Source organism: Sphingomonas sp. MJ1 (PH-R8) (assembly GCF_048058635.1).
Lineage (GTDB): Bacteria > Pseudomonadota > Alphaproteobacteria > Sphingomonadales > Sphingomonadaceae > Sphingomonas.
The window spans coordinates 107,943-129,381 of sequence record NZ_JBBEFX010000003.1; the positions used below are offsets into that span (position 1 = coordinate 107,943).

A 21,439-nucleotide genomic window follows, 5' to 3' on the forward strand; every position below is an offset into this window, starting at 1 on the left:
CCATTCATCGCTGCTGAGGGGTCGTTCGCCGCAAGGCCTCCGCGGCAGCGCTTGCGACCCCGTGGGTTGTGACAGCATGGTAGAAGGGTGCGAGGGGCCCAGAGAAACGTGACGTCCGGACAGCAGTTCACCGCTACGCAACGGGCCCTGATCCTGCTGGGATCGGCGCCGTTCGTGCTGATGGGCTGCGCCGTTCATGAAGCCCGGCAGCAGCCGGTATCGCTGCTGCCCCCACCGGGCTCTGCCACCTCCAGCTACCGGGTCGCAGTGCCCGTGCCGCCGCCGCCCCCGCCGCTTCCGCAGGCACCGGCCGACCTGACGCGCGCGATCACGACGCTGCTCGCCAATTTCAACGGGACCGCCGCCGCCGCCGTCACCAGCATCGATTCCGGCTGGACCGTCGCCTACAACGGCAACCGCCCGATGCCGCAGCAGAGCGTGAGCAAACTGTGGGTCGCGATGACCGCGCTCGACCTGCTCGACCAGGGCAAGCTGACGCTCGACGACCCGGTGGTCGTGCGGCGCGAGGACCTGACCCTGTTCCACCAGCCGATCGCATCGCTGGTGAAGGGCGACGGCTATCATACCACCGTCCGCGAGCTGATGCGCCGCGCGCTCACCATGAGCGACAACACCGCCAACGACCGGCTGCTGACCTATGTCGGCGGGCCGAACGCGGTGCGCGCGTTCCTGGCGCGGCGCGGGATCCAGAACATCCGCTTCGGCCCGGGCGAGCGGCTGCTGCAGAGCAAGACCGCCGGGCTCACCTGGCGGCAGGAATACTCGCTTGGCGGCGGCTTCAACCAGGCGCGCAGCGCGCTGCCGCAGAGCGTCCGGATCGCCGCCTTCAACGCCTATGTAGCCAATCCGCCCGACGGTGCCGGCGCGACCGCGATCGCCGAGGCGCTGATGCGGCTCAAGCAGGGCAAGCTGCTCTCGGCCAACTCCACCCGCTATCTGCTCGACACCATGGCGGCGTCGCGGACCGGGCGCGCGCGCCTGCACGCGGCACTGCCCCCCGGCTGGACGCTGGCGCACAAGACCGGCACCGGCCAGGACCTGATGTCGCGCAACGCCGGCTTCAACGATGTCGGCATCCTGACGGCACCCGACGGCCGCAGCTATGCGGTGGCAGTATTGATCGGCGACACGCGGGCGCCGATGCGCGACCGCCAGCAGCTGATCCAGCAGGTCGTCCACGCGCTGGTCGCCAACCGCAGCTGATCCGGCGCGACGTGCCGTGCCCGGGGTGCGCCCCGCCGGCCGCCATGCCCCCCTCGTAACCGGCCGGCCGCGCTGCTATCTCGGCGGCCATGCCCCATCTCTACCTCGTCGACGGCTCCGGCTACATCTTCCGCGCCTATCACCGGCTGCCGCCGCTCACCAACAAGCATGGCGAGCCGGTGGGGGCCGTCTATGGCTATACCACCATGCTGTGGAAGCTGGCGGACGAGCTCCACAAGGCGGAGGGGCCGACCCACATGGCGGTGATCCTCGACAAGTCGTCGAGCACCTTCCGCAACGAAATGTACGACCAGTACAAGGCCCACCGGCCGCCGCCGCCGGAGGACCTGAAGCCGCAGTTCCCGATGATCCGCGACGCGACCCGCGCCTTTTCGCTGCCGTGCATCGAGGAAGAGGGCTGGGAAGCTGACGACCTGATCGCCAGCTATGCCAAGGCGGCGCTGGCGCAAGGGTGGCAGGTGACGATCGTCAGTTCCGACAAGGACCTGATGCAGCTGATCGAGCCGGGTCTCGACATGCTCGACACCATGAACAACCGCCGGCTGGACGCCAGCCATGTGGTGGAGAAGTTCGGCGTGCCTCCTTCGCAGCTGGGCGAGGTGCTGGCCCTGATGGGTGACAGTGTCGACAACGTGCCGGGCGTGCCGGGCATCGGCCCCAAGCGCGCGGCCGAGCTCATCACCGAATATGGCGACGTTGAATCGGTGCTCGCCGCGACCGACTCGATGAAGAAGTCGAAGATGCGCGACAATCTGGTCGAGCATGCCGAGGCGGCGCGCCTGTCGCGCAAGCTGGTGACGCTCGCCTGCGACGTGCCGCTGCCCGAACCGCTCGACGGGCTGGAGCTGCAGGGCATCCCGGACGCGCCGCTGCGTGCATTCCTGGAGCATCACGGCTTCCGCACGCTGCTCAACCGCCTGTCAGCCGTGGCCGATCCGCCCGCGGAAGCGCCGGTCGCGCCAGTGGACGACGATGCGGACGCGCCGTGCGATCACGACGCGTACGAGACGGTGGTGGACGAGGACGCGCTCGACCGCTGGATCCAGGTGGCGCGCCACCAGGGCTGGGTAGCGATCGACACCGAGACGACGGGGCTGGACGCGACCCGCGCGGAGCTGGTGGGCATCAGCCTGGCGCTGCACCCCAACCTCGCCTGCTACATTCCGCTCGGCCATGGCGGGCAGGACCTGCTCGCCGAAGTGCCGCAACAGCTCGACCGCGCGGTGGCGCTCGCCAAGCTCAAGCCGCTGCTGGAGGACCCGACGGTCCTCAAGATCGGCCACAACCTCAAGTACGACATGATCGTGCTCGCCCGCTGCGGCGAGGGCGGCATCCGCGTCGCGCCTTATGATGACACGATCGTCATGAGCTTCGACCTGGACGCCGGCCGCCACGGCCACGGCATGGACGAGCTCGCCGCCACCCACCTGTCGCACAGCTGCATCGCCTATAAGGAGGTGGTGGGCACGGGAAAGAACCAGCGCGGCTTCCACGAGATCGATCTCAAGTCGGCGACCCGCTACGCCGCCGAGGATGCGGACGTGACGCTGCGGCTGTGGCGGCGGTTCAAGCCGCGGTTGCCGTATGAGTCCGCGACGCGCGTGTACGAGATGGTCGACCGGCCGCTGGTGCAGGTGCTCGCCGACATGGAGTGTCGCGGGGTCAAGGTCGACGCGGGGGCGCTGGCCAAGCTGTCGGAGGAGTTCTCCGGCCAGATCGCGGGGCTGGAGACCGAGATCCACGCGCTGGCCGGCGGACCCTTCACCATCGGCAGCCCCAAGCAGTTGGGCGACGTGCTGTTCGACCGCCTCGGCCTGAAGGGCGGGCGCAAGGGCAAGTCGGGTGTCTATTCGACCGACGTCAACGAGATGGAGCGGCTCGCGGCCGACAAGGACCAGCCGCAGGGCGCCGAGATCGCGGGCAAGGTGCTCGAGTGGCGCCAGCTCACCAAGCTCAAGAACACCTATACCGATGCGTTGCAGGCGCAGATCAACCCGGCGACCGGACGCGTGCATACCAGCTATTCGCTGACGGGCGCGCAGACCGGGCGGCTGTCGTCGACCGATCCCAACCTGCAGAACATCCCGATCCGCACCGAGACCGGGCGCCAGATCCGCGACGCGTTCGTGGCGGAGCCGGGCAATGTCATCCTGGCGGCCGACTATTCGCAGATCGAGCTGCGACTGGCGGCGCACATCGCCGACGTTCCGCAGCTGCGCGAGGCGTTCGAACGCGGCGACGACATCCACTCGCTGACCGCGACCGAGCTGTTCGGCGAGGTCAACCGCGACACCCGCGCGCGCGCCAAGACGATCAACTTCGCGATCCTCTACGGCATCTCGCGCTGGGGCCTGGCCGGACGGCTCGACGTCTCGGCAGACGAGGCGCAGGCGATGATCGACCGCTATTTCGAGCGCTTCCCCGGCATCAACCGCTACATCGCCGAGACGCTGGAGGGCGTGAAGGAGCGGGGGTTCACCACCACGCTGTTCGGGCGCAAGACGCACTTCCCGCGCATCAAGTCCAAAAACCAGGCCGAGCGCGCAGGCTCGGAGCGGGCGGCGATCAACGCGCCGATCCAGGGGACGAGCGCCGACATCATCAAGCGGGCGATGGCACGGATGGAGCCGGCGCTCGTCGACGCCGGGCTGCCGAACGTCCGCATGCTGATGCAGGTGCACGACGAACTGGTGTTCGAACTGCCCGAGGCCGATGCGGAGGCGGCGCGTGCCGTGATCGAGCGGGTGATGGCCACGGCCGCCGAGCCGGCGGTCACGCTCACCGTGCCGCTCGCGGTCGAGATCGGCGTCGGCCCAAGCTGGGGCGCGGCGCACTAAGCGCTGGCGGGGATCGGACCCGACACCGCCGCCCGGGCTCTGCCTGGCGGATGGGTCCGCCCCGCCTTCTGTACGCCGCGCAACGCACCGACCCTTGCCGGGTGCGCGCCGATCCGTATCATCACCGGACTTCCAGGGGCGCAGACCCACCGGAGGTCAGGTATTGAGCAGGGGAGGTGTCGGTGATCTTCTTGTCGCTGTTGCTGCTGGCCCAGGCGGGGACGACGCCCGCTCCCCAGAAAGATGTGCTCAGCCAGACGCTTGAGGAGCAGTCCGCCGAGCTGGTGACGGTCACCGCACCCAGCCTGAAGGCGACCGGCGACGCACTCGAACACTGCCTTGCCCGTGCCTGCCCGCCGCAGGAAGACATTGCGGCCTCCCTTGCCCATGCCGAAAATCTGGTGATCGCCGGCGAGCTTCAGGATGCGCGCTCGGTGCTGCTGAAGGCGCGCGGCCGTAACAGCCGCCATGCCGCGGCCCTGCCGGTGCCGGTCAGCACGCTCCACGCCTTCAACGCGGATGTCGCATCGCTGCTGGGGCTGCCTGACCCGGCCCGCATCGGCACCATCGATTCGGTTTCTGCACTTAAGAAGGGCCTCCCGGCCGACGATCCGCGGATCGCGGCGCAGCGGCTGCGCGTCGCCGACGTGTTCCTGCGCGAGGGGCGGGTCGCCACTGCGGTGCGGATGTACGATGCGGTGGCGGAACGGGCGGAGGAAGCCGGCTGGGCAGAGATCCAGGGCATGGCGATGTTCCGGTCGCTGATGGTCTATGCCACGCTCGCCCAGCACAACTCCGGATACAAGGGACAGGCCCGACGCCGGTACGCCGCGCTTCGCGGAACGACACAGCCGGTGCTGCAGCCGACCCGCGACGCGACGTACCTGCTGGAGGCGCGGCTGCGGCTGCTGAACGACAAGAACAGCAACGTCGATGCGGTGCTGAAGAAGATGCGCGGCATCCGCACGGTCGAGCCGATGCTGGTGGTGGAGCCGACGATCGACATGCGGAAGCTTTTACCCGACACGGTGACGCCTTCGATCGCGCAAAGTCAATGGATCGACGTCGGCTATCGGATCACGCCCGAAGGGAAAGTTGCCGACGTCGAAATGCGCCAGGGGCCGAAGGCACGGGACCCCTGGGTGGACGCTGTCCGGCGCGCGATCGAGAACCGCCGCTACCTGCCGCTGGCGGTGCCGAACGATGCCGCGGGTCTGTGGCGTCGCGAGCGGATCATGATCGTCGTCGATGCAGCGCAGGCGACCGGATCACACATCCCGGATGCCGCCGGCCCGCCCAAGTTGCGGCGGATCGACCTAACCCGCGGGCCCGCACCGGCGTCTGCGGCCAGTTCGTAACGCCGCCCGTCCACCGTCACCCGAAAGCCGCAGGGCGCGCGCATTCTGCATCAAGGGCTTATGCGTGCCGCCCGGCTTGCTTATGGGGCGCGGATGAACCGCGCAGACGGCCTTACGACTTCCTCCCCCGACGATGACATCGCGGCACTCGCCAAGGGCGGCCGGACCAATGTGTTCGGCTTCGTCCTTCGCCTGCTCGCGCGCTTGCCGTTCCTGTTCATCGCCGGCCGCGTCTATGGCCCGGAGACGGTGGGGCGCTTCGCGCTCGCCGTGCTGGTCGTGGAATTGGCTGCGCTGCTGGCGACGTTGGGCCTGAAGCGCGGGCTGGCCCAGGCGCTGTCCTCCACCGACCGGCCGCACGTGCATGTCGTGTGGGATGCGATGGTGGTCGCGTTCGTCGTCTCGGTGGCGGCGAGCGCGGTGCTCTTCGTCTTCCCGCAGATCATGTATCCCAACAGCCACATCCTGGGCTTCGAACGGCTGCTGCCGCTGATCGTGTTCGCGATCGCCTGGTCCGACGTGAGCCTGGCGGCGCTCGCCTATCGGCTGAACGTCAAGGCCGCGGTGACGGCGCGGGCGGTGGTGGAGCCGTGGACGATCTCGATCGCGGCATGGGCGCTGTCCTATGTCTCCACGCGTGACGGGCTGATCCTCTCCTATGTGCTGTCGATGGCCGCGGCGCTGGTGGCCTCGCTCGTGCCCTTCATCCGCAGCTATGGTCTGCCGCGGGGCTGGACGCCCCAGTTGCGGCCGATGCTGGCGCTCGCGCGGCGCAACATGCCGCTGGCCGGCGCCGATGCGCTCGAATGGGGATCGCGCAACGTTGACCGCTTCATCCTGGGCGTGCTGTTCCCCCCGGCGATCGTCGGCATCTATTACATGGCGCAGCAGGTCTCCTCGCTGCCGCAGAAGCTCAAGACGAGCTTCGATCCGGTGCTGGGGCCGGTCATCACCAAGAGCCTGGCCGAGGGGGACAAGGCCGCAGTCGCGCGCCAGGTGCTGCAGGTGGGCTTCTGGATCATGGCCGCACAGGCGGCGCTGGCGCTCGCCGGATCGATCCCGGCGGAAGGCGTGATGGGGATCGTCGGGCCGCAATTCGTGAGCGGTGCGGGGGCGCTGTCCTTCCTGCTGGTGGCGGAGGTGCTCGCCGCGACCGGCGCGGTATCCGAAGCGGCGCTCGTCTATGTGGCGCGTCACCGCAACCTGATGCTTTCGATCGGCCTCCTTACCTTCCAGGTGTTGCTGAGCTTCGCGCTGGTGCTGCTGATGCGCTGGCTGGGCTTTCCCCAGCCGTGGCAGGCGGCAGGGCCGGCAGTCGCGCTTGCGGTGTCGCTCGCCTGCGGATCGTGGCTGAAGTCGCGGCTGCTGGCGCGCATCCTGGGCTATCGGGTGGCGGAGATTCGCCGGCCGTTCGTGCTGGCGATCGCGGCGGCATGTGCGGTGGGCTCGGTCATCATGCTGCTGCCGCCGCGGCTTGAGTGGGCGGAGATGCTGTTCGGCATCCCGGCGATCCTGCTCACCTACGGCTTCGTGCTGTGGCGCTGGGCGTTCGGCCCCGCCGATCGCGCGCTGTTCCACAAGGCGCCGGTGACGGCGACCATTCCGACCGAGAAGCACAAGAGCTAGGCGCGTCTCTCCTGCCGTCCTCCGGCGGTTGGCGCGGAAAGCTTTTGGGTGACGGGCATAAAAAAAGGGGCGCTCGCGAGCGCCCCTTTTCGTGTCGGTGATGTCCCGCCTCAGTGGCGGAAGTGGCGCATGCCGGTGAAGACCATCGCGAGGCCTGCCTCGTCGGCGGCGGCGATCACCTCTGCGTCGCGGATCGAGCCGCCCGGCTGGATCACCGCAGTGGCGCCCGCCTCGACGGCGGCCATCAGCCCATCGGCGAAGGGGAAGAAGGCGTCGGAGGCGACCGCCGAGCCGATCGTGCGCGGCTCGGCCCAACCGGCCTTGTCTGCGGCATCCTTCGCCTTCCACGCGGCGATGCGCGCCGACTCCAGCCGGTTCATCTGCCCGGCGCCGACGCCTGCGGTGCTGCCGTCCTTGGCATAGACGATCGCGTTCGACTTGACGTGCTTGGCGACAGTCCAGGCGAAGCGGCAGTCGGCGAGCTCCTGCTCGGTCGGTGCGCGCTTGGTGACGACCTTGAGCTCTTCCGGCGCCAGCAGGCCGTTGTCGCGCGACTGGACCAGGAGGCCACCGGCGATCGACTTGATCGCCAGGCCGGCGCGTGCGGGGTCTGGCAGCTCGCCCGTGACGATGAGGCGCAGGTTCTTCTTGGCGGCGAAGACAGCGCGCGCTTCCTCGTCGGCGTCGGGTGCGCACACGACTTCGGTGAAGATGCCGCTGATCGCGCGGGCGGTCTCGCCGCCGAGCGGGCGGTTGAGCGCGATGATGCCGCCGAATGCCGAGACGCTGTCGCAGGCGAGGGCCGCCTGATAGGCCTCCAGCAGCGTGTCGCCGGTGGCGACGCCGCAGGGGTTGGCGTGCTTGACGATGACCACGGTCGGCGGGCCGTCGCGGAATTCGGAGACGAGCTCCAGCGCGGCGTCGGCGTCGTTGTAGTTGTTGTAGCTCAGCTCCTTGCCCTGAAGCTGCTGGCCCTGGGCGATGCCGCGGGTGGCGCCGGTGTTGGGCAGGTAGAGCGCCGCGGTCTGGTGCGGGTTCTCGCCGTAGCGCAGCGTGTCGGCGCGGGTGAAGGCGAGCGGCAGCGTCTGGGGCAGCGTCTCGCCCTGGTCGACGCTCGCGAACCAGCCGGCGATCGCCGAGTCATAGGCGGCGGTGGCGGCATAGGCCTTGGCGGCGAAGCGGCGGCGGGTGTCGAGGCTGGTGGCGCCGGCGTTGGCATCGAGTTCCTCGACCAGTGCCGCATAGTCGGCGGGATCGGTGACGATCGCGACGTGGGAATGGTTCTTCGCGGCGGAGCGCACCATCGAGGGGCCGCCGATGTCGATGTTCTCGATGATCTCGTCGCGGTCGGCGCCCTTCGCCACCGTCTGGGCGAAGGGATAGAGGTTCACCACCACCAGGTCGATCGGGCCGATGCCGTGCTCGGTCATGGAGGCGACATGCTCGGGATTGTCGCGCACCGCGAGCAGGCCGCCGTGTACCACCGGGTGCAGCGTCTTCACGCGGCCGTCCATCATCTCCGGGAAGCCCGTGAGGTCGGAGATGTCGCGGACGGGAAGCCCCGCCTCGCGGATCGCCTTGGCAGTGCCGCCGGTGGAGACCAGTTCCACGCCGTGGCGGTCGAGCGCCCGGGCGAGGTCGAGGATGCCGCTCTTGTCGGAGACCGAGAGCAGCGCGCGCGTGACGGTGACGTTCATGGCCGGCTCCTTTGCCCCGATTCGCGGGGGAGGCAAGGGGAAGAGGTGAGGTTCGGGTCGGATGAACCCTCCCCGTCTGTCTTGAGTAGGGATCGAGCTTGTCGAGAGCCCGTATCGAGAGAGCCACAACAACCGATTTCTCGATACGCCGTCTCGACAAGCTCGACGGCTACTCGAAACGAACGGAGAAGGGGACGGGACTCCCGGGCCTATCGTGCGCGGTGGAAGCGCCAGCCGATGCCGGCGCCGCCGGGGGGCGCGATGCCCGTCAGCACCAGCTGCTGTGTGCCGTGCGGGATACCCTCGCCATCGATCCACAGGCTGTCCTCGACGCCAAGCGCCGCACCGCGGCAGCGGAACTGCCACACCGAGCGCCCGTCCGGCAGGCGGAGGAAGGCGGCAAGGCCGTCGGCGGTGGTCGCGACCTCGACGCCCAGGCCCAGGTGGAAGCGGATGGTGAAGCCGACGTCGCCGTGCTTGCCGCTGCTGCCGCCGCGCGTGGAGGCGGGGAGCAGCGTATCCTCCCCCACCAGGTCGCGGCCGTCGGTGGAGAGGGTGATGAGGCGGCGGTGGATGAGGCCCAGGCGGCGGACATAGCCGTCGTGGCTCGCCTCGATGCGGCTGAGCTCGTCGGTTTCCTGGCGGCTGAGCTCGACCTCGCCCACGCCGCGCCCGAGCGCGCCGTCCGCGTGGATGGCGGTGGAGTTGGAGTCGCCCAGCACCAAAGTCGAATGAGCAGCCGTCGTGCGCAGGGCCGGCGCGAGCGTCGGCGGCAGCGTCAGCAGCGCGCCATTGGCGCCGCCGCAGTTGACGACGATGCGCTGGCCGGCGTCCGACAGTTCGAAAGCCAGGGTGGAGGCACAGCCGCCGGTCGCCTGGCGGTTCGCAGGCGGCGGCGCCGCATCGAGTACCACCACGGTCTTGCCGGCCGACAGGCGCTGGTAGCCCCACTCGCGGGCCTGGCGCAGCGGACGCGTGCGCACGCCGGTCGCCTCGACGATCTGCTCGATGCGCTCGCCAGAGACGGGCGCCGATCCCTGCCAGCTGCCGAGTCCGCCATCGGAGTGGCAGACACCCAGCAGCGCCGACACCAGCCGGGTGAGGGTGTCCCCCAGCACATCGGGTGCCTCCATCCGCCGCGCGGCATAGGTCTCGCGCAGCATGGTGAGCAGCTGGATCAGGTCGAGCTGGTCGGCGGGCGAGCGACCGAGCGAGCCGCCGTCCTCGAACACCGCCGCGGCAAGCGCGCGAGCGAGCCCGGCCTCGCCGAACACGCGACGCGGATCGCCACCCGGGATCATCAGGCCGGCGGCGACCACGCCGCACCAGGCGGCGACGCGCGGCACGCCGGCTGCGACCTTGGCGGCGGTGTTGTCGAGGTGGCGGGCGCCGCGCGCGAGCGCGTGCAGCACCTTGGACCGATAGACGAGGTCGGTGCTCGACAGGATCAGCGGCGCATGCGCGGTCCAGAACAGCAGGCGACGGCCCCAAAGGTCGGCGCGCCAGGCGGGATTGGACACCTTGGTCTCGTGCGCGGCGAGCCAGTGGCGCATGATCGCCTCGGCAATCGGGGCGGCGGTGGCGCGGGTCGCGACGCTGGAGAGGTCGCGCAGCCAGGCGAAGCTATGGAGATATTCGGCGAACGGCGCCGAAAAGCTCGGGCGCGACAGCGACAGCGCGTTGATCGGGACGGCTTCACCCCGGAACAGCACCATGCCGTCGAGCAGTGCATAGCCACGCTCCAGATCACCGAAGAAGGGATCGTCGGCAACCGCAATCAGCTTGAGCGGATGCTTGCCGCGCAGGCGCAGCGCGTGGAACGGGGTGCGCCAGGTTAGCCGCTCGAGCCGTTCCGATAGTCGTTCGGCCAGCGACAGCCCCTTGCCGCCGCTCTGGCGGATGAGCCGCTTGCCCGCTTCGATCCCGTCGAGCCCGGTGGTTTCGGGAAGCGGATCCGTCACGCGCCTCTCAGAGCCCGGATGTTGTCGGCATAGGCGGCAGGGCCACCGGCGAAGGTGGCGGTGCCGGCGACGAGCACATTGGCACCCGCCTCGATTGCCAGAGGCGCGGTGGTGCGGTCGATGCCGCCGTCGACCTCCAGGTCGATCTCGCGGCCGCTCGCATCGATGCGCTGGCGCAGCGCCGCGATCTTGGCGAGCTGGCTCGTAATGAACTTCTGTCCGCCGAAACCCGGGTTCACGCTCATCACCATGATGAGGTCGACGAGGTCGAGCACATGGTCTACCGATTCCACCGGCGTCGCCGGGTTCAGCACCACGCCCGCGCGCTTGCCGAGCGCCTTGATCGCCTGGAGCGAGCGGTGGAGGTGGGGACCCGCCTCGGGGTGAACCGAGATGATGTCGGCCCCGGCCTCGGCAAAGGGCTGGAGCAGCGGATCGGCAGGCGCAATCATCAGGTGGACGTCGAAGGGCTTGGCACTGTGCTGGCGCAGCGCCTTCACCACCATCGGGCCGATGGTGAGGTTGGGCACGAAATGCCCGTCCATCACGTCCACATGGATCCAGTCGGCACCGGCCGCGTCGATCGCACGCACCTCCTCGCCCAGGCGGGCGAAGTCGGCGGACAGGATCGAGGGGGCAATGCGGACGGGTCTGCTCATGATCGGCCGACCTCTAGCATGGCACACCCCTGCCGCAACCGGGTGTCGGGAGCGGTCGGCGATTTCCGAGGGCGGGCTGTCGCTGCGGGAGAGTGTCGCACTCTCTCGTCTTGTACCCCGGCGGAGGCCGGGGCCCAGTTGCGGTGGTGCTGGATTGGAGCACCCCGCGGAGGCCTTCCCACCTGGGCCCCGGCTTCCGCCGGGGTACAGAAGGAAGGAACGGCGTTCCTCAGCCGACCCGATCGACCCGCGCGATGAAGAAGCCGTCGAGGCCGCCCTGTTCCGCCAGCATCCCCGGTAGCGTGCGCACCCAGCCTTGCGGGGAGGGCGCGATGCCCTCCGGCAGCAGTTCGGGCGCGGCCGGCACCAGGCGATAGTCGGCACGCTCGGCCAGGAACCGCTCGACCTGCGCCTCGCCCTCCTCGCGCTCCAGCGAGCAGGTCGCGTAGACCAGCCGGCCGCCGGGCTTCACCCATTCGGCGGCACGGGCGAGCAGGCGGGCCTGCAGCTCGACGGCCTCGGCGATCACCGCCGGCCGTACGCGATGGAGCACGTCGGGGTGCCGGCGGAAGATGCCGGTGGCACTGCACGGCGCGTCGAGCAGCAGCGCGTCGACCGCCTCCTTGGGCTTCCATTTGAGGGCGTCGGCGGCGATCACCTTTGCCGAAAGGCCGGTGCGCTCGAGATTCTCGGACAGGCGGGCGAGCCGCTTCTCCGACACGTCGAGCGCAGTCACGTCCCAGCCGGCGGCCGCGAGCTGCAGCGTCTTTCCGCCCGGCGCCGCGCACAGATCGAGCGCGGTGCCGGGCCCGTCGCCCAGCAGCCGCGCGGGCAGCGAGGCGGCGAGATCCTGCACCCACCATTCGCCCTCGGCAAAGCCGGGAAGTTCGGGGACGGTCGCGAACGCGGGCACGCGCAGGTGACGCGGCAGCAGCGACATGCCCTCGGCGGCGGTGGTGTCGCCGCGCAGGCTGAGATCGACCGGCGGCGGGGCGGCGATGGCGACGCGCGCGGCCTCGGCCACGTCCTCGCCCCAGGCCGCCTGCCAGCGCAGCCAAGTGGCGGCGGGGAGCTCCGGCAGCTCGGGCAGGGTCGCGTTCCGGCGCATCAGCGTGCCGAACACGCCGTGGACCAGCTTGCGCGGGCCGCCGTCGACTAGCGGCAGCACGGTGGCGATCGCGGCGTGTGGCGGCGTGCCGAGCGCGAGCGCCTGGACCAGCGCGATGCGGAGCGCAAAGCGCGCCTTGGCATCCTCCGGCAGCGGCCGCGCGGTGGCGGAGTCGATCAGCGCGTCGAGGTCGGGCAGCCGGCGCAGCGCCTCGCTGACGATCGCGTGGACCAGGCCGCGATCCTCGCGGCGGTCGAGGCCGGTGGTGGCGCGGTCGAGCGCCGCTTCCAGGGCGAGGCCGCGACGCAGCACGGCGTCGAGCAGGCGAAGCGCGGCGCGCCGGGCGGGGACGCCGGGCGGTTCAGGGGCGAGCTGGGGCCGCGCCATCAGCGATGCCGTCCGTGCGGCCGCTGCCGCATGCCGTGGTTGCTGTGCTTCACTTGATCCCAAGCCTTTCGCCGCCGATGTGGGGGCTGCATCATTATCGGAGAGTCCCATGGGCCAGCGACCGCCCCACGTGAAGCCACCCGAGCATCTTTCCAAGAGTCCGCCGGTGCCGACTCCGGAACCCGTCGTGCCGCCGGCCGCCGATCCGCTGGGCAGCAACCCGGTGCGCTACGGCGACTGGGAGCTGAAGGGCGTGGCGGTGGATTTCTAGGGCTCCGCACCGCTCGAAACTCCCGTGCTCCTGCGAAGGCAGGAGCCCAGAGTACCGCGCGATGCACCTCGTGGCCCTGGGCTCCTGCTTTCGCAGGAGCACGGGGTGAACGCGAGCCGCCTTACTTCGGCAGTTCGTCGCCGCGGGCGCGATAGAATTCCTCGACCGCCTTCCAGCCTTCCTCGGCGGTCTCGCAGAAGGTGATGAGGTCCAGGTCGCGCGGCGAGATCACGCCCTCGTCGCACAGCGCCTCCAGGTTGACGACGCGCTCCCAGAACTCGCGGCCGTAGAAGAGCACGGGGATCGGCTCGACCTTGCCCGTCTGGATCAGCGTCAGCAGCTCGAAGCTCTCGTCGAAGGTGCCGAAGCCGCCGGGGAACACCGCCACGGCACGCGCGCGCAGCAGGAAGTGCATCTTGCGCAGCGCGAAATAGTGGAACTGCATCGACAGCGAGGGCGTAACATAGGGGTTGGGCGCCTGTTCGTGCGGCAGCACGATGTTGAGGCCGACCGACTCGGCGCCCGCCTCGCTCGCACCGCGGTTCGCGGCCTCCATGATCGAGGGGCCGCCGCCCGAGCACACCACGAAGTGGCGCTTGCCGTCCTCCGACTGCGGGAAGTTGCTGGCGAGGCCGGCGAGCTCGCGGGCGACGTCATAATATTTGGACTTGGCGATCAGCCGCTCGGCGATGCGCTTGGCGCGATCGTCCTGCGCGAGTTCCAGGAGCGCGCCGGCCTTGCTCGGTTCGGGGATGCGGGCGGAGCCGTAGATCACGAAGGTGGAGGCGATGTTCGCCGCGTCGAACACCAGCTCGGGCTTCAGCAGCTCCAGCTGGAAGCGGACCGGGCGCAGGTCCTCGCGCAGCAGGAAGTCCATGTCCTGGAAAGCGAGGCGGTAGGACGGATGCTCCGTCTGCGGCGTCGAGATCTGGGTGCGGGCGCTCTCGGCCTCGTGCTTGGCGTCGCGAAATACGCGCGACGGAACTCGGGTATCGGTCATGACACTTCCTGCAACAGCCAAGGCGGGCGGGGCGCGCGCTTGGCGAAAGCGGACCAATCTAGAGCGGCTGGGCGCGCACGCAAGCTAGCGGCAGAAATCTCCGCGTCCGCCCATGTCGAAATGAAGGTGGTTGTAGTGGGCGGCGTTATAGTCCGGCCCGAGCACGGTCTTGAAGCGGCGGCAGGCGGAGCGGTGCACCACCTGCAGGAACTGCTGCACCGCCGGGTCGCCGGAGCGCCAGCCCTGTTCGATGCTGATGCGGCGGCCGTCGGCGAGCACGAAGCCGCCGATATCGATCGCGTTGGCGAGCCCGTGCTGCGACAGCTTGGCCGATCCGGCAGCGCCCTGCCCGACGATGCCGCGGCACACGTAGCTGCCATAGCTTTCGATCCGCACCACGTCGCTGCCCAGGATCTGGCGGGCGGCCGGGCCGACGCCGTACTGGACCCAGCCGACGAAGGCGCGCGCGGTCGGGCAGCGGATCGCCTTCAGGCCCGCGGTGGGCGTGCCGAAGTCGATGAGCTGCACCGCGCCCAGCACCAGGCAGCCGCCGCCATAGTCGCGGTCGGGCAGGGGGCTAAACCGGACGCCGGCGCGCGACAGGTCGGCATAGCATTGCTGCGTGCCGGGCGGGGTCTGGCCGGTCAGCGTCACCGGACCGCTGCCGCGTGGCCGCGGGGCCGGGCGGCGCTCCTCGCGCCCTCCGCCGAAAATGCAGCCTGCGAGCAGCAGGGGCAGCAACAGGGCGGAGAGCCGACGCGAAACCAAATGCATGGGGAGGGGTGTAGCGGACATCCGGCGGGCGGCGCCACCCGGCCGGAGGCGCCCACGCCTCGTCCTGCCGCCTTTCCGAACAGCTACCCAATTGGCGTAACGCGTTGACAAGCGCTCGCACGCCGCTAGGGCCGGCGGCGGGCCACGCTGTCCCAACGCAGCGCGTGCTCTCTGTGAGGAGAGACTATTTTGACGGATACAGTTTCGGTTCCCGCCACCGGTGCGTCTGCCGCACCCGCGAAGCCCGCCACCAAGCCGGTACGCCCCCATTTTTCCTCTGGTCCCTGCGCCAAGCCGCCGGGCTGGTCGCCCGAGAAGCTCGCCACCGAGGTTCTCGGCCGCTCGCACCGCTCGAAGCTCGGCAAGGCGCGGCTCCAGCGCGCGATCGACCTGACCCGCGAACTCCTCCAGGTCCCCGACACCCATCGCATCGGCATCGTTCCGGGCTCCGACACGGGTGCCGTCGAAATGGCGATGTGGTCGCTGCTGGGCGCACGGCCGGTGACGCTGCTCGCCTGGGAGAGCTTTGGCGAGGGCTGGGTGACCGATGCGGTCAAGCAGCTCAAGATCGAGCCCAACGTGCTCAAGGCACCCTATGGCGAGATCGTCGACCTGACCCAGGTCAGCCCCGAGCATGACGTGATCTTCACCTGGAACGGCACCACCTCGGGCGTGCGCGTGCCGAACGGCGACTGGATCGCCGACGACCGCGGCGGCCTGACCATCGCCGACGCCACCTCGGCCGTGTTCGCGATGGACCTGCCGTGGGACAAGCTCGATGTGGTCACCTTCTCGTGGCAGAAGGTGCTGGGCGGCGAGGGCGCCCACGGCGTGCTGATCCTGGGCCCGCGCGCGGTCGAGCGGCTGGAGAGCTACACCCCGGCCTGGCCGCTGCCCAAGATCTTCCGCATGACCAAGGGCGGCAAGCTGATCGAGGGCATCTTCAAGGGCGAGACCATCAACACGCCGTCGATGCTCGCGGTCGAAGACGCGATCTTTGCGATGGAATGGGCGCAGCACGTCGGCGGGCTCAACGGCCTGATCGCGCGCTCCACCGCCAATGCGACAGCGCTCGGCCGGATCGTCGAGGCGCGCGACTGGCTCGACCATCTGCCGGCGGATCCGGCGATCCGTTCGAACACCAGCGTCTGCCTGAAGCTCGTCACCGATGCAGATGCCGACGCCCAGGCGGCGATGATCAAGAAGATGGCGTCGCTCCTGGAAGCAGAAGGCGCGGCGTTCGACATCGCCGGCTATCGCGACGCCCCGGCGGGCCTGCGCATCTGGTGCGGCGCGACCGTGGACACCGCCGACATCGAGGCGCTCGGCCCCTGGCTCGACTGGGCCTGGGAACAGGTCAAGCCCGCCTGATCCCCGCGCTCTGACGTGCTCCTGCGCAGGCAGGAGCCCAGGGCCACACGCGTCTCGTTTCGAAACTCTAGGCTCCTGCCTTCGCAGGAGCACTGCATCTTCTTTCCAAGGACCGACCCATGCCCAAAGTCCTCATCTCCGACAAAATGGATCCCAAGGCCGCTCAGATCTTCCGCGAGCGCGGGGTCGAGGTGGACGAGATCACCGGCAAGACGCCCGAAGAGCTCAAGGCGATCATCGGCCAGTATGACGGCCTCGCCATCCGCTCCTCGACCAAGGTCACCAAGGAAATCCTGGACGCCGCGACCAACCTGAAGGTGGTTGGGCGCGCCGGCATCGGCGTCGACAACGTCGACATTCCGGCGGCCTCGGCACGCGGCGTGGTGGTGATGAACACCCCGTTCGGCAACTCGATCACCACCGCCGAACATGCCATCGCGCTGATGTTCGCGCTCGCCCGCCAGCTGCCGGAGGCAGACGCCTCGACCCAGGCCGGCAAGTGGGAAAAGAACCGCTTCATGGGCGTCGAGCTGACCGCCAAGACGCTGGGCCTGATCGGTGCGGGCAACATCGGCTCGATCGTCGCCGACCGTGCGCGCGGCCTGAAGATGAAGGTCGTCGCCTTCGACCCGTTCCTCACCCCGGAGCGCGCGATCGAGATGGGCGTGGAGAAGGTCGATCTCGACATGCTGCTCGCGCGGGCCGACTTCATCACGCTGCACACGCCGCTGACCGACCAGACCCGCAACATCCTGTCGGCCGAGAATCTCGCCAAGACCAAGAAGGGCGTGCGCATCATCAACTGCGCGCGCGGCGGCCTGATCGACGAGGCGGCGCTGAAGGCCGGGCTCGATTCGGGGCATATCGGCGGCGCGGCGCTCGACGTGTTCGTGACTGAGCCGGCGAAGGAATCGCCGCTGTTCGGGACGCCCAATTTCATCTCCACCCCGCACCTGGGCGCATCCACGACCGAAGCGCAGGTCAACGTCGCCATTCAGGTGGCCGAGCAGATGGCCGATTACCTGGTGTCGGGCGGCGTCACCAACGCGCTCAACATGCCGTCGCTGTCGGCCGAGGAAGCGCCCAAGCTCAAGCCGTACATGGCGCTGGCCGAAAAGCTCGGCTCGCTGGTGGGCCAGCTGGCGCATGGCGCGCTCAGCTCGATTTCGATCGAGGTCGAGGGCGCGGCCGCCGAGCTCAACCAGAAGCCGATCACCGGCGCGGTGCTCGCGGGCCTGATGCGCGTCCATTCGGACACGGTGAACATGGTCAATGCGCCGTTCCTGGCGAAGGAGCGGGGCCTTGAGGTGCGCGAAGTGCGCAACGAGCGCGAGGGCGACTATCACACGCTGGTGCGCGTGACGGTGCGCACCGAGGCGGGCGACCGTTCGGTCGCAGGTACGCTGTTCGGCAACCAGGCGCCGCGCCTGGTCGAGCTGTTCGGCATCAAGGTCGAGGCCGACCTTGCCGGCCACATGCTCTACATCGTCAACGAGGACGCGCCGGGCTTCATCGGCCGCCTCGGCACCACGCTGGGCGAGGCAGGGGTCAACATCGGCACCTTCCACCTCGGCCGCCGCAATGCCGGGGGCGAGGCGATCCTGCTCCTCTCGGTCGACGAGCCGGTGACGCCGGAACTCGCCGCCCAGGTTCGCGCGCTTCCGGGCGTGCGCACGGCGATGGCGCTGGCGTTCTAAGGAGCAACCTAGCATCGTACCCCGGCGGAGGCCGGGGTCCAGTTTGGAAAGCGGCTGGGGGTGGGCCAACGCCTCGAACCCGCCGTAACTGGACCCCGGCCTTCGCCGGGGTACGAGCCTGCAAGGGGTGGGCGCGCCGACCAAGCTTGTCGGGCGCGCATGCATCCCGTAGCTGGCCGAGGCGCGCCGATCGGGGCTGCGCCCAACAGGATTTTGCGATGACCGGCCTTTTGCCCGAAGGGTTTCACGACCGCCTGCCGCCCGCTGCCGATGCGGTGGCGCGGTTCGAAGGGCGCGTGCTGTCGGTCGCGCGCAGCTATGGCTATGAACAGGTCGATCCGCCGCTTGCCGAATATGAGGATGCGCTCGGCCGCCGGCTGAAGGCGGCGCGCGCGCAGGATGCCGTCCGCTTCGTCGATCCGGTGTCGCAGCGCACGCTGGCGATCCGCCCTGACATGACGGCGCAGGTCGGCCGCATCGCCGCGACTCGCATGGGCCATCACCCGCGCCCGGTGCGGCTGTGCTATGCTGGCCCGGTGCTGCGGCTGCGCGCCGCCGATCTCGACCAGCGCCGGGCGCTGCGCCAGATCGGTGCCGAGCTGATCGGCCTCGACAGCGTGGCGGCGGTGCGTGAGGTGGTGACCGTCGCCCTGGAGGCACTGGCGGCTGCCGGGCTTTCGGACGTGTCGGTCGACTTCACCCTGCCGGACCTGCTCGACGCGCTGGCCGGCGACACGCTGGCGCCCGAGCAGTTGACGGCGCTGCGCGAGGCGCTTGACGGCAAGGACGCCAGTGCGGTCGCGGCGATCGACCCGGCCTATCTGCCGCTGATCCAGGCGGCGGGGCCGTTTGACCAGGCGCTCGCCGGGCTGCGCGCGAGCGACGTGGCGGGAACGCTCCGCACCAGGCTTGACGGCCTGGAGGCGATCGCCGAGGCGATCCGCGGCCGCGCGGCGCTGACGCTTGATCCGACGGAGCGGCATGGATTCGAATATCAGAGCTGGGTCGGCTTCTCGCTGTTCGCGCGCGACCTGCGCGCGCAGATCGGCCGCGGCGGCGCCTATGCCGTGGTAGGCGAGGACGGACGCGCCGAGCCGGCGGTGGGCTTCTCGCTCTATGCCGACGTGTTGCTCGACGCGGGCATCGGCGCGGACGCGCGGCGGCGGCTGTTCCTGCCGTTCGGGACCCCGGTCGCATCCGGCGCGGCGCTCAGGGCCGAGGGCTGGGTGACGGTCGCGGCGCTGACCGCAGACGACACGCCCGAGGCGCAGCTGTGCACGCATCGGCTGGGGAGCGAGGGGCCGGTCGCGCTGGGGTGAGAGGTTTTCCTCCCTTTCCCCGTTCGTGCCGAGTAGAGACCGAGTAGCTCCGTAAGGAGCGTATCGTGGCTCGTATCGAGGTGCCGCCCGGGGAGGCGACCTCTCGATACGCTGCTTCGCAGCTACTCGACGGCTACTCGAGGCAAACGGAAGGGGGGTCGGGGGCTGCGTGAGCCTCCCAGCCTCACCCCGCCCTTGTCAGCTTCAGCAGCCGGCCGCCTTCGCCGTCCTCCAGCAGCCAGATCGCGCCGTCCGGGCCCTGCTCGACGTCGCGGATGCGCTTGCCCATCGGCCACTGGTCGCCCTTGCGGGCGTTGGTGTCGTTCACGTCGACGCGGACCAGCGCCTCGCTCGACAGGCCGCCGATGAACAGGTCGCCCTGCCACTCGGGGAACATCGCCCCCGTATAGACCAGGAGCCCGCCCGGCGAGATCACCGGGTTCCACGACACCTTGGGCGGCTCGAAGCCATCGCCGGCCTTGTGGTCGGGAATGTCGCGGCCGTCATAGTGGCTGCCGTTCGAAACCTTCGGCCAGCCATAGTTGCGGCCGGGCAGGATCAGGTTGACCTCGTCGCCGCCCTTGGGGCCCATCTCCTGCTCCCACAGATTGCCCTGGGCATCGAAGGCGAGGCCGAGCAGGTTGCGGTGGCCGTAGGACCAGACCGCGGGGTGGAAGCCGCGCGCGGTGAGGCCGGGGTCGCCCGCCGGCTTGCCGTCGAGCGTCAGGCGCAGCACCTTGCCGAGCGTCGCCTTGGGATCCTGTGCGGGATCGAACTTCTGGCGCTCGCCGTTGGTGAAGAACAGGTGCTGGCCGTCCGGCGCAAAGGCGATGCGGCCGGAGTAATGGCCGTCGCCGGAGACGAAGGGCGTCGCGCTGAACAGTTCCGTGACGCCCTCCAGCCGCGCGCCCTGCTCGGCATCATGCACAAGGCGGCCACGCCATAGCTTCACGCCCTTGCCGCCGGGACCGGTGACGGAGCCCGAGAAATAGACGAGCTTGCTGCGCGCGAAATCGGGTGCCGCGACCACGTCCATGAGCGCGCCCTGGCCTTCGCTGTCGACGGCAGGAACGCCTGCGATCGGCCAAATGATGGGGTTGCCGCCTGTTGACTGCTGCACCAGCAGCATCCGCCCCGCCTTCTCCGTCACCAGCATCCTGCCGTCGGGCAGGAAGGTCATCGCCCAGGGGGAGTCGAGGGTGGTGACTGGCGTCACCGCGAAGGGGCGACCGTCCGTGGCAGCGGGGGCGCTGCTCGCCTGGGGTGCGCTGCCGTTGGCGATGGCGGGATCGTTGGGCGCGCCGCAGGCGGCGAGCAGGATGGCGGCGGTGGCGCAGGCGATGGTGCGATGCATGAACGTCTCCCTGTTGCTGCCTCAACGCAGGCGGCGGTGCGGCGTTGCGCAGACCCGGCGCGCGTTTCGCGCTTGTCCTGATCCGGCGAACGCCCTATATCGCGGCTGTTCTCGACATTGGAAACCTTGGCGAGGTCGGGCCCGACGGGTCCGGCGGCGGCGGGGCGTACCTTGGTTCGAACCGACTCTAAGGACCGGCGCTTGGCCGGCCGCAACGAACTGGAGCGTGGATTGGCGGACATCGCCGAACTCAACCGGCTGATCGAGCCCGAGGCGAAGGCCCTGGGGCTGGCGCTGGTGCGCGTGAAGATGTTCGGCGGCAAGTCGGACCCGACGCTGCAGGTCATGGCCGAGCGCCCGGACACCCGCCAGCTGACGATCGACGACTGCGCCACGCTGTCGCGTCGCCTGTCCGACGTGTTCGACGCGCTGGAGGCCGAGGGCCGCGACCCGATCGAGGGCGCGTACCGGCTCGAAGTGTCGTCGCCCGGCATCGATCGTCCGTTGACGCGCCTCCAGGACTTCGCCGACTGGGCAGGGCAGGAAGCGCGCATCACGCTCGCTGAGCCGATCGAGGGACGCAAGCAGCTCACCGGCGACCTCGTCGGTGTCGAAGGCGACCAGATCACGATCGACGTCCGCAAGTTTCGCGCGATGACGATCCCGTTCGCCGCGGTCGCCGACGCCAAGCTCACCATCACCGACAAGCTCCTCGCCGCCACCCAGCCGCTCGACGCGAGCGGGGCGGACGACATCATCGAAGTAGAAGGGTAAG

General features: G+C 69.6%; 16 protein-coding genes. 9 read left to right on the plus strand and 7 right to left on the minus strand.

Going from position 1 to position 21,439, the window contains the following annotated elements; genetic code table 11:
• Positions 1-180 precede the first annotated feature (180 nt).
• The 4 genes from VPH46_RS03705 to VPH46_RS03720 all read left to right on the plus strand — a co-directional run bounded on the left by VPH46_RS03705 (position 181) and on the right by VPH46_RS03720 (position 7,066).
• A complete protein-coding gene (locus tag VPH46_RS03705) occupies positions 181-1,224 on the plus strand; it encodes a serine hydrolase (protein ID WP_416609279.1) in 1,044 nt (347 codons plus the stop codon).
• An 89-nt stretch (positions 1,225-1,313) separates the two neighbouring features.
• Entirely contained in the window at positions 1,314-4,082 is a 2,769-nt protein-coding gene (polA, locus tag VPH46_RS03710) for a DNA polymerase I (protein WP_416608994.1), read from the plus strand.
• A gap of 182 nt (positions 4,083-4,264) precedes the next feature.
• Positions 4,265-5,440 carry a hypothetical protein gene (locus tag VPH46_RS03715; protein WP_416608996.1) on the plus strand — a complete coding sequence of 392 codons (1,176 nt, stop codon included), beginning with the start codon at positions 4,265-4,267 and terminating at the stop codon, positions 5,438-5,440.
• A gap of 93 nt (positions 5,441-5,533) precedes the next feature.
• Positions 5,534-7,066, plus strand: coding sequence for a lipopolysaccharide biosynthesis protein (locus tag VPH46_RS03720; protein WP_416608998.1), 1,533 nt, complete (start codon positions 5,534-5,536; stop codon positions 7,064-7,066).
• A 110-nt stretch (positions 7,067-7,176) separates the two neighbouring features.
• On the opposite strand, the gene purH is transcribed toward VPH46_RS03720, so the two are convergent.
• The 4 genes from purH to VPH46_RS03740 all read right to left on the minus strand — a co-directional run bounded on the left by purH (position 7,177) and on the right by VPH46_RS03740 (position 12,878).
• Positions 7,177-8,763, minus strand: coding sequence for a bifunctional phosphoribosylaminoimidazolecarboxamide formyltransferase/IMP cyclohydrolase (purH, locus tag VPH46_RS03725; RefSeq protein ID WP_416609000.1), 1,587 nt, complete (start codon positions 8,761-8,763; stop codon positions 7,177-7,179).
• A gap of 209 nt (positions 8,764-8,972) precedes the next feature.
• Positions 8,973-10,724, minus strand: coding sequence for a heparinase II/III family protein (locus tag VPH46_RS03730; RefSeq protein WP_416609002.1), 1,752 nt, complete (start codon positions 10,722-10,724; stop codon positions 8,973-8,975).
• Complete coding sequence (rpe, locus tag VPH46_RS03735) at positions 10,721-11,383, minus strand: ribulose-phosphate 3-epimerase (RefSeq protein ID WP_132882912.1); 663 nt, start codon at positions 11,381-11,383, stop codon at positions 10,721-10,723. Before rpe ends, VPH46_RS03730 begins: the two co-directional genes overlap by 4 nt.
• Positions 11,384-11,612: 229 nt before the next feature.
• Positions 11,613-12,878 (minus strand): RsmB/NOP family class I SAM-dependent RNA methyltransferase, encoded by a 1,266-nt coding sequence (locus VPH46_RS03740; protein WP_416609004.1) that lies wholly within the window; start codon positions 12,876-12,878, stop codon positions 11,613-11,615.
• Between the two features lie 109 nt (positions 12,879-12,987).
• On the opposite strand from VPH46_RS03740, the gene VPH46_RS03745 reads away from it, so the two are divergent.
• A complete protein-coding gene (locus VPH46_RS03745) occupies positions 12,988-13,149 on the plus strand; it encodes a DUF1674 domain-containing protein (protein WP_239433928.1) in 162 nt (53 codons plus the stop codon).
• A gap of 121 nt (positions 13,150-13,270) precedes the next feature.
• On the opposite strand, the gene VPH46_RS03750 is transcribed toward VPH46_RS03745, so the two are convergent.
• Positions 13,271-14,149 (minus strand): LOG family protein, encoded by an 879-nt coding sequence (locus VPH46_RS03750; protein ID WP_125962107.1) that lies wholly within the window; start codon positions 14,147-14,149, stop codon positions 13,271-13,273.
• An 84-nt stretch (positions 14,150-14,233) separates the two neighbouring features.
• The gene (locus VPH46_RS03755; RefSeq protein WP_416609007.1) at positions 14,234-14,923 is read right to left on the minus strand and encodes an extensin family protein; all 690 of its coding nucleotides are present in this window, start codon (positions 14,921-14,923) and stop codon (positions 14,234-14,236) included.
• A gap of 189 nt (positions 14,924-15,112) precedes the next feature.
• On the opposite strand from VPH46_RS03755, the gene VPH46_RS03760 reads away from it, so the two are divergent.
• The 3 genes from VPH46_RS03760 (at position 15,113) to VPH46_RS03770 (ending at position 19,310) form a co-directional block, all read left to right on the plus strand.
• On the plus strand, positions 15,113-16,294 hold the full coding sequence (locus VPH46_RS03760) for a phosphoserine transaminase (RefSeq protein ID WP_416609009.1): 1,182 nt from the start codon (positions 15,113-15,115) through the stop codon (positions 16,292-16,294).
• Between the two features lie 119 nt (positions 16,295-16,413).
• Positions 16,414-17,991 carry a phosphoglycerate dehydrogenase gene (serA, locus tag VPH46_RS03765; protein WP_416609011.1) on the plus strand — a complete coding sequence of 526 codons (1,578 nt, stop codon included), beginning with the start codon at positions 16,414-16,416 and terminating at the stop codon, positions 17,989-17,991.
• 218 nt (positions 17,992-18,209) lie between these two features.
• Complete coding sequence (locus VPH46_RS03770) at positions 18,210-19,310, plus strand: ATP phosphoribosyltransferase regulatory subunit (RefSeq protein WP_416609013.1); 1,101 nt, start codon at positions 18,210-18,212, stop codon at positions 19,308-19,310.
• Between the two features lie 184 nt (positions 19,311-19,494).
• On the opposite strand, the gene VPH46_RS03775 is transcribed toward VPH46_RS03770, so the two are convergent.
• Positions 19,495-20,664 (minus strand): PQQ-dependent sugar dehydrogenase, encoded by a 1,170-nt coding sequence (locus VPH46_RS03775; protein ID WP_416609015.1) that lies wholly within the window; start codon positions 20,662-20,664, stop codon positions 19,495-19,497.
• A gap of 231 nt (positions 20,665-20,895) precedes the next feature.
• Between VPH46_RS03775 and rimP the strand changes: the two genes are divergently transcribed.
• A complete protein-coding gene (rimP, locus tag VPH46_RS03780; RefSeq protein WP_132883002.1) occupies positions 20,896-21,438 on the plus strand; it encodes a ribosome maturation protein RimP in 543 nt (180 codons plus the stop codon).
• Position 21,439 lies beyond the last annotated feature (1 nt).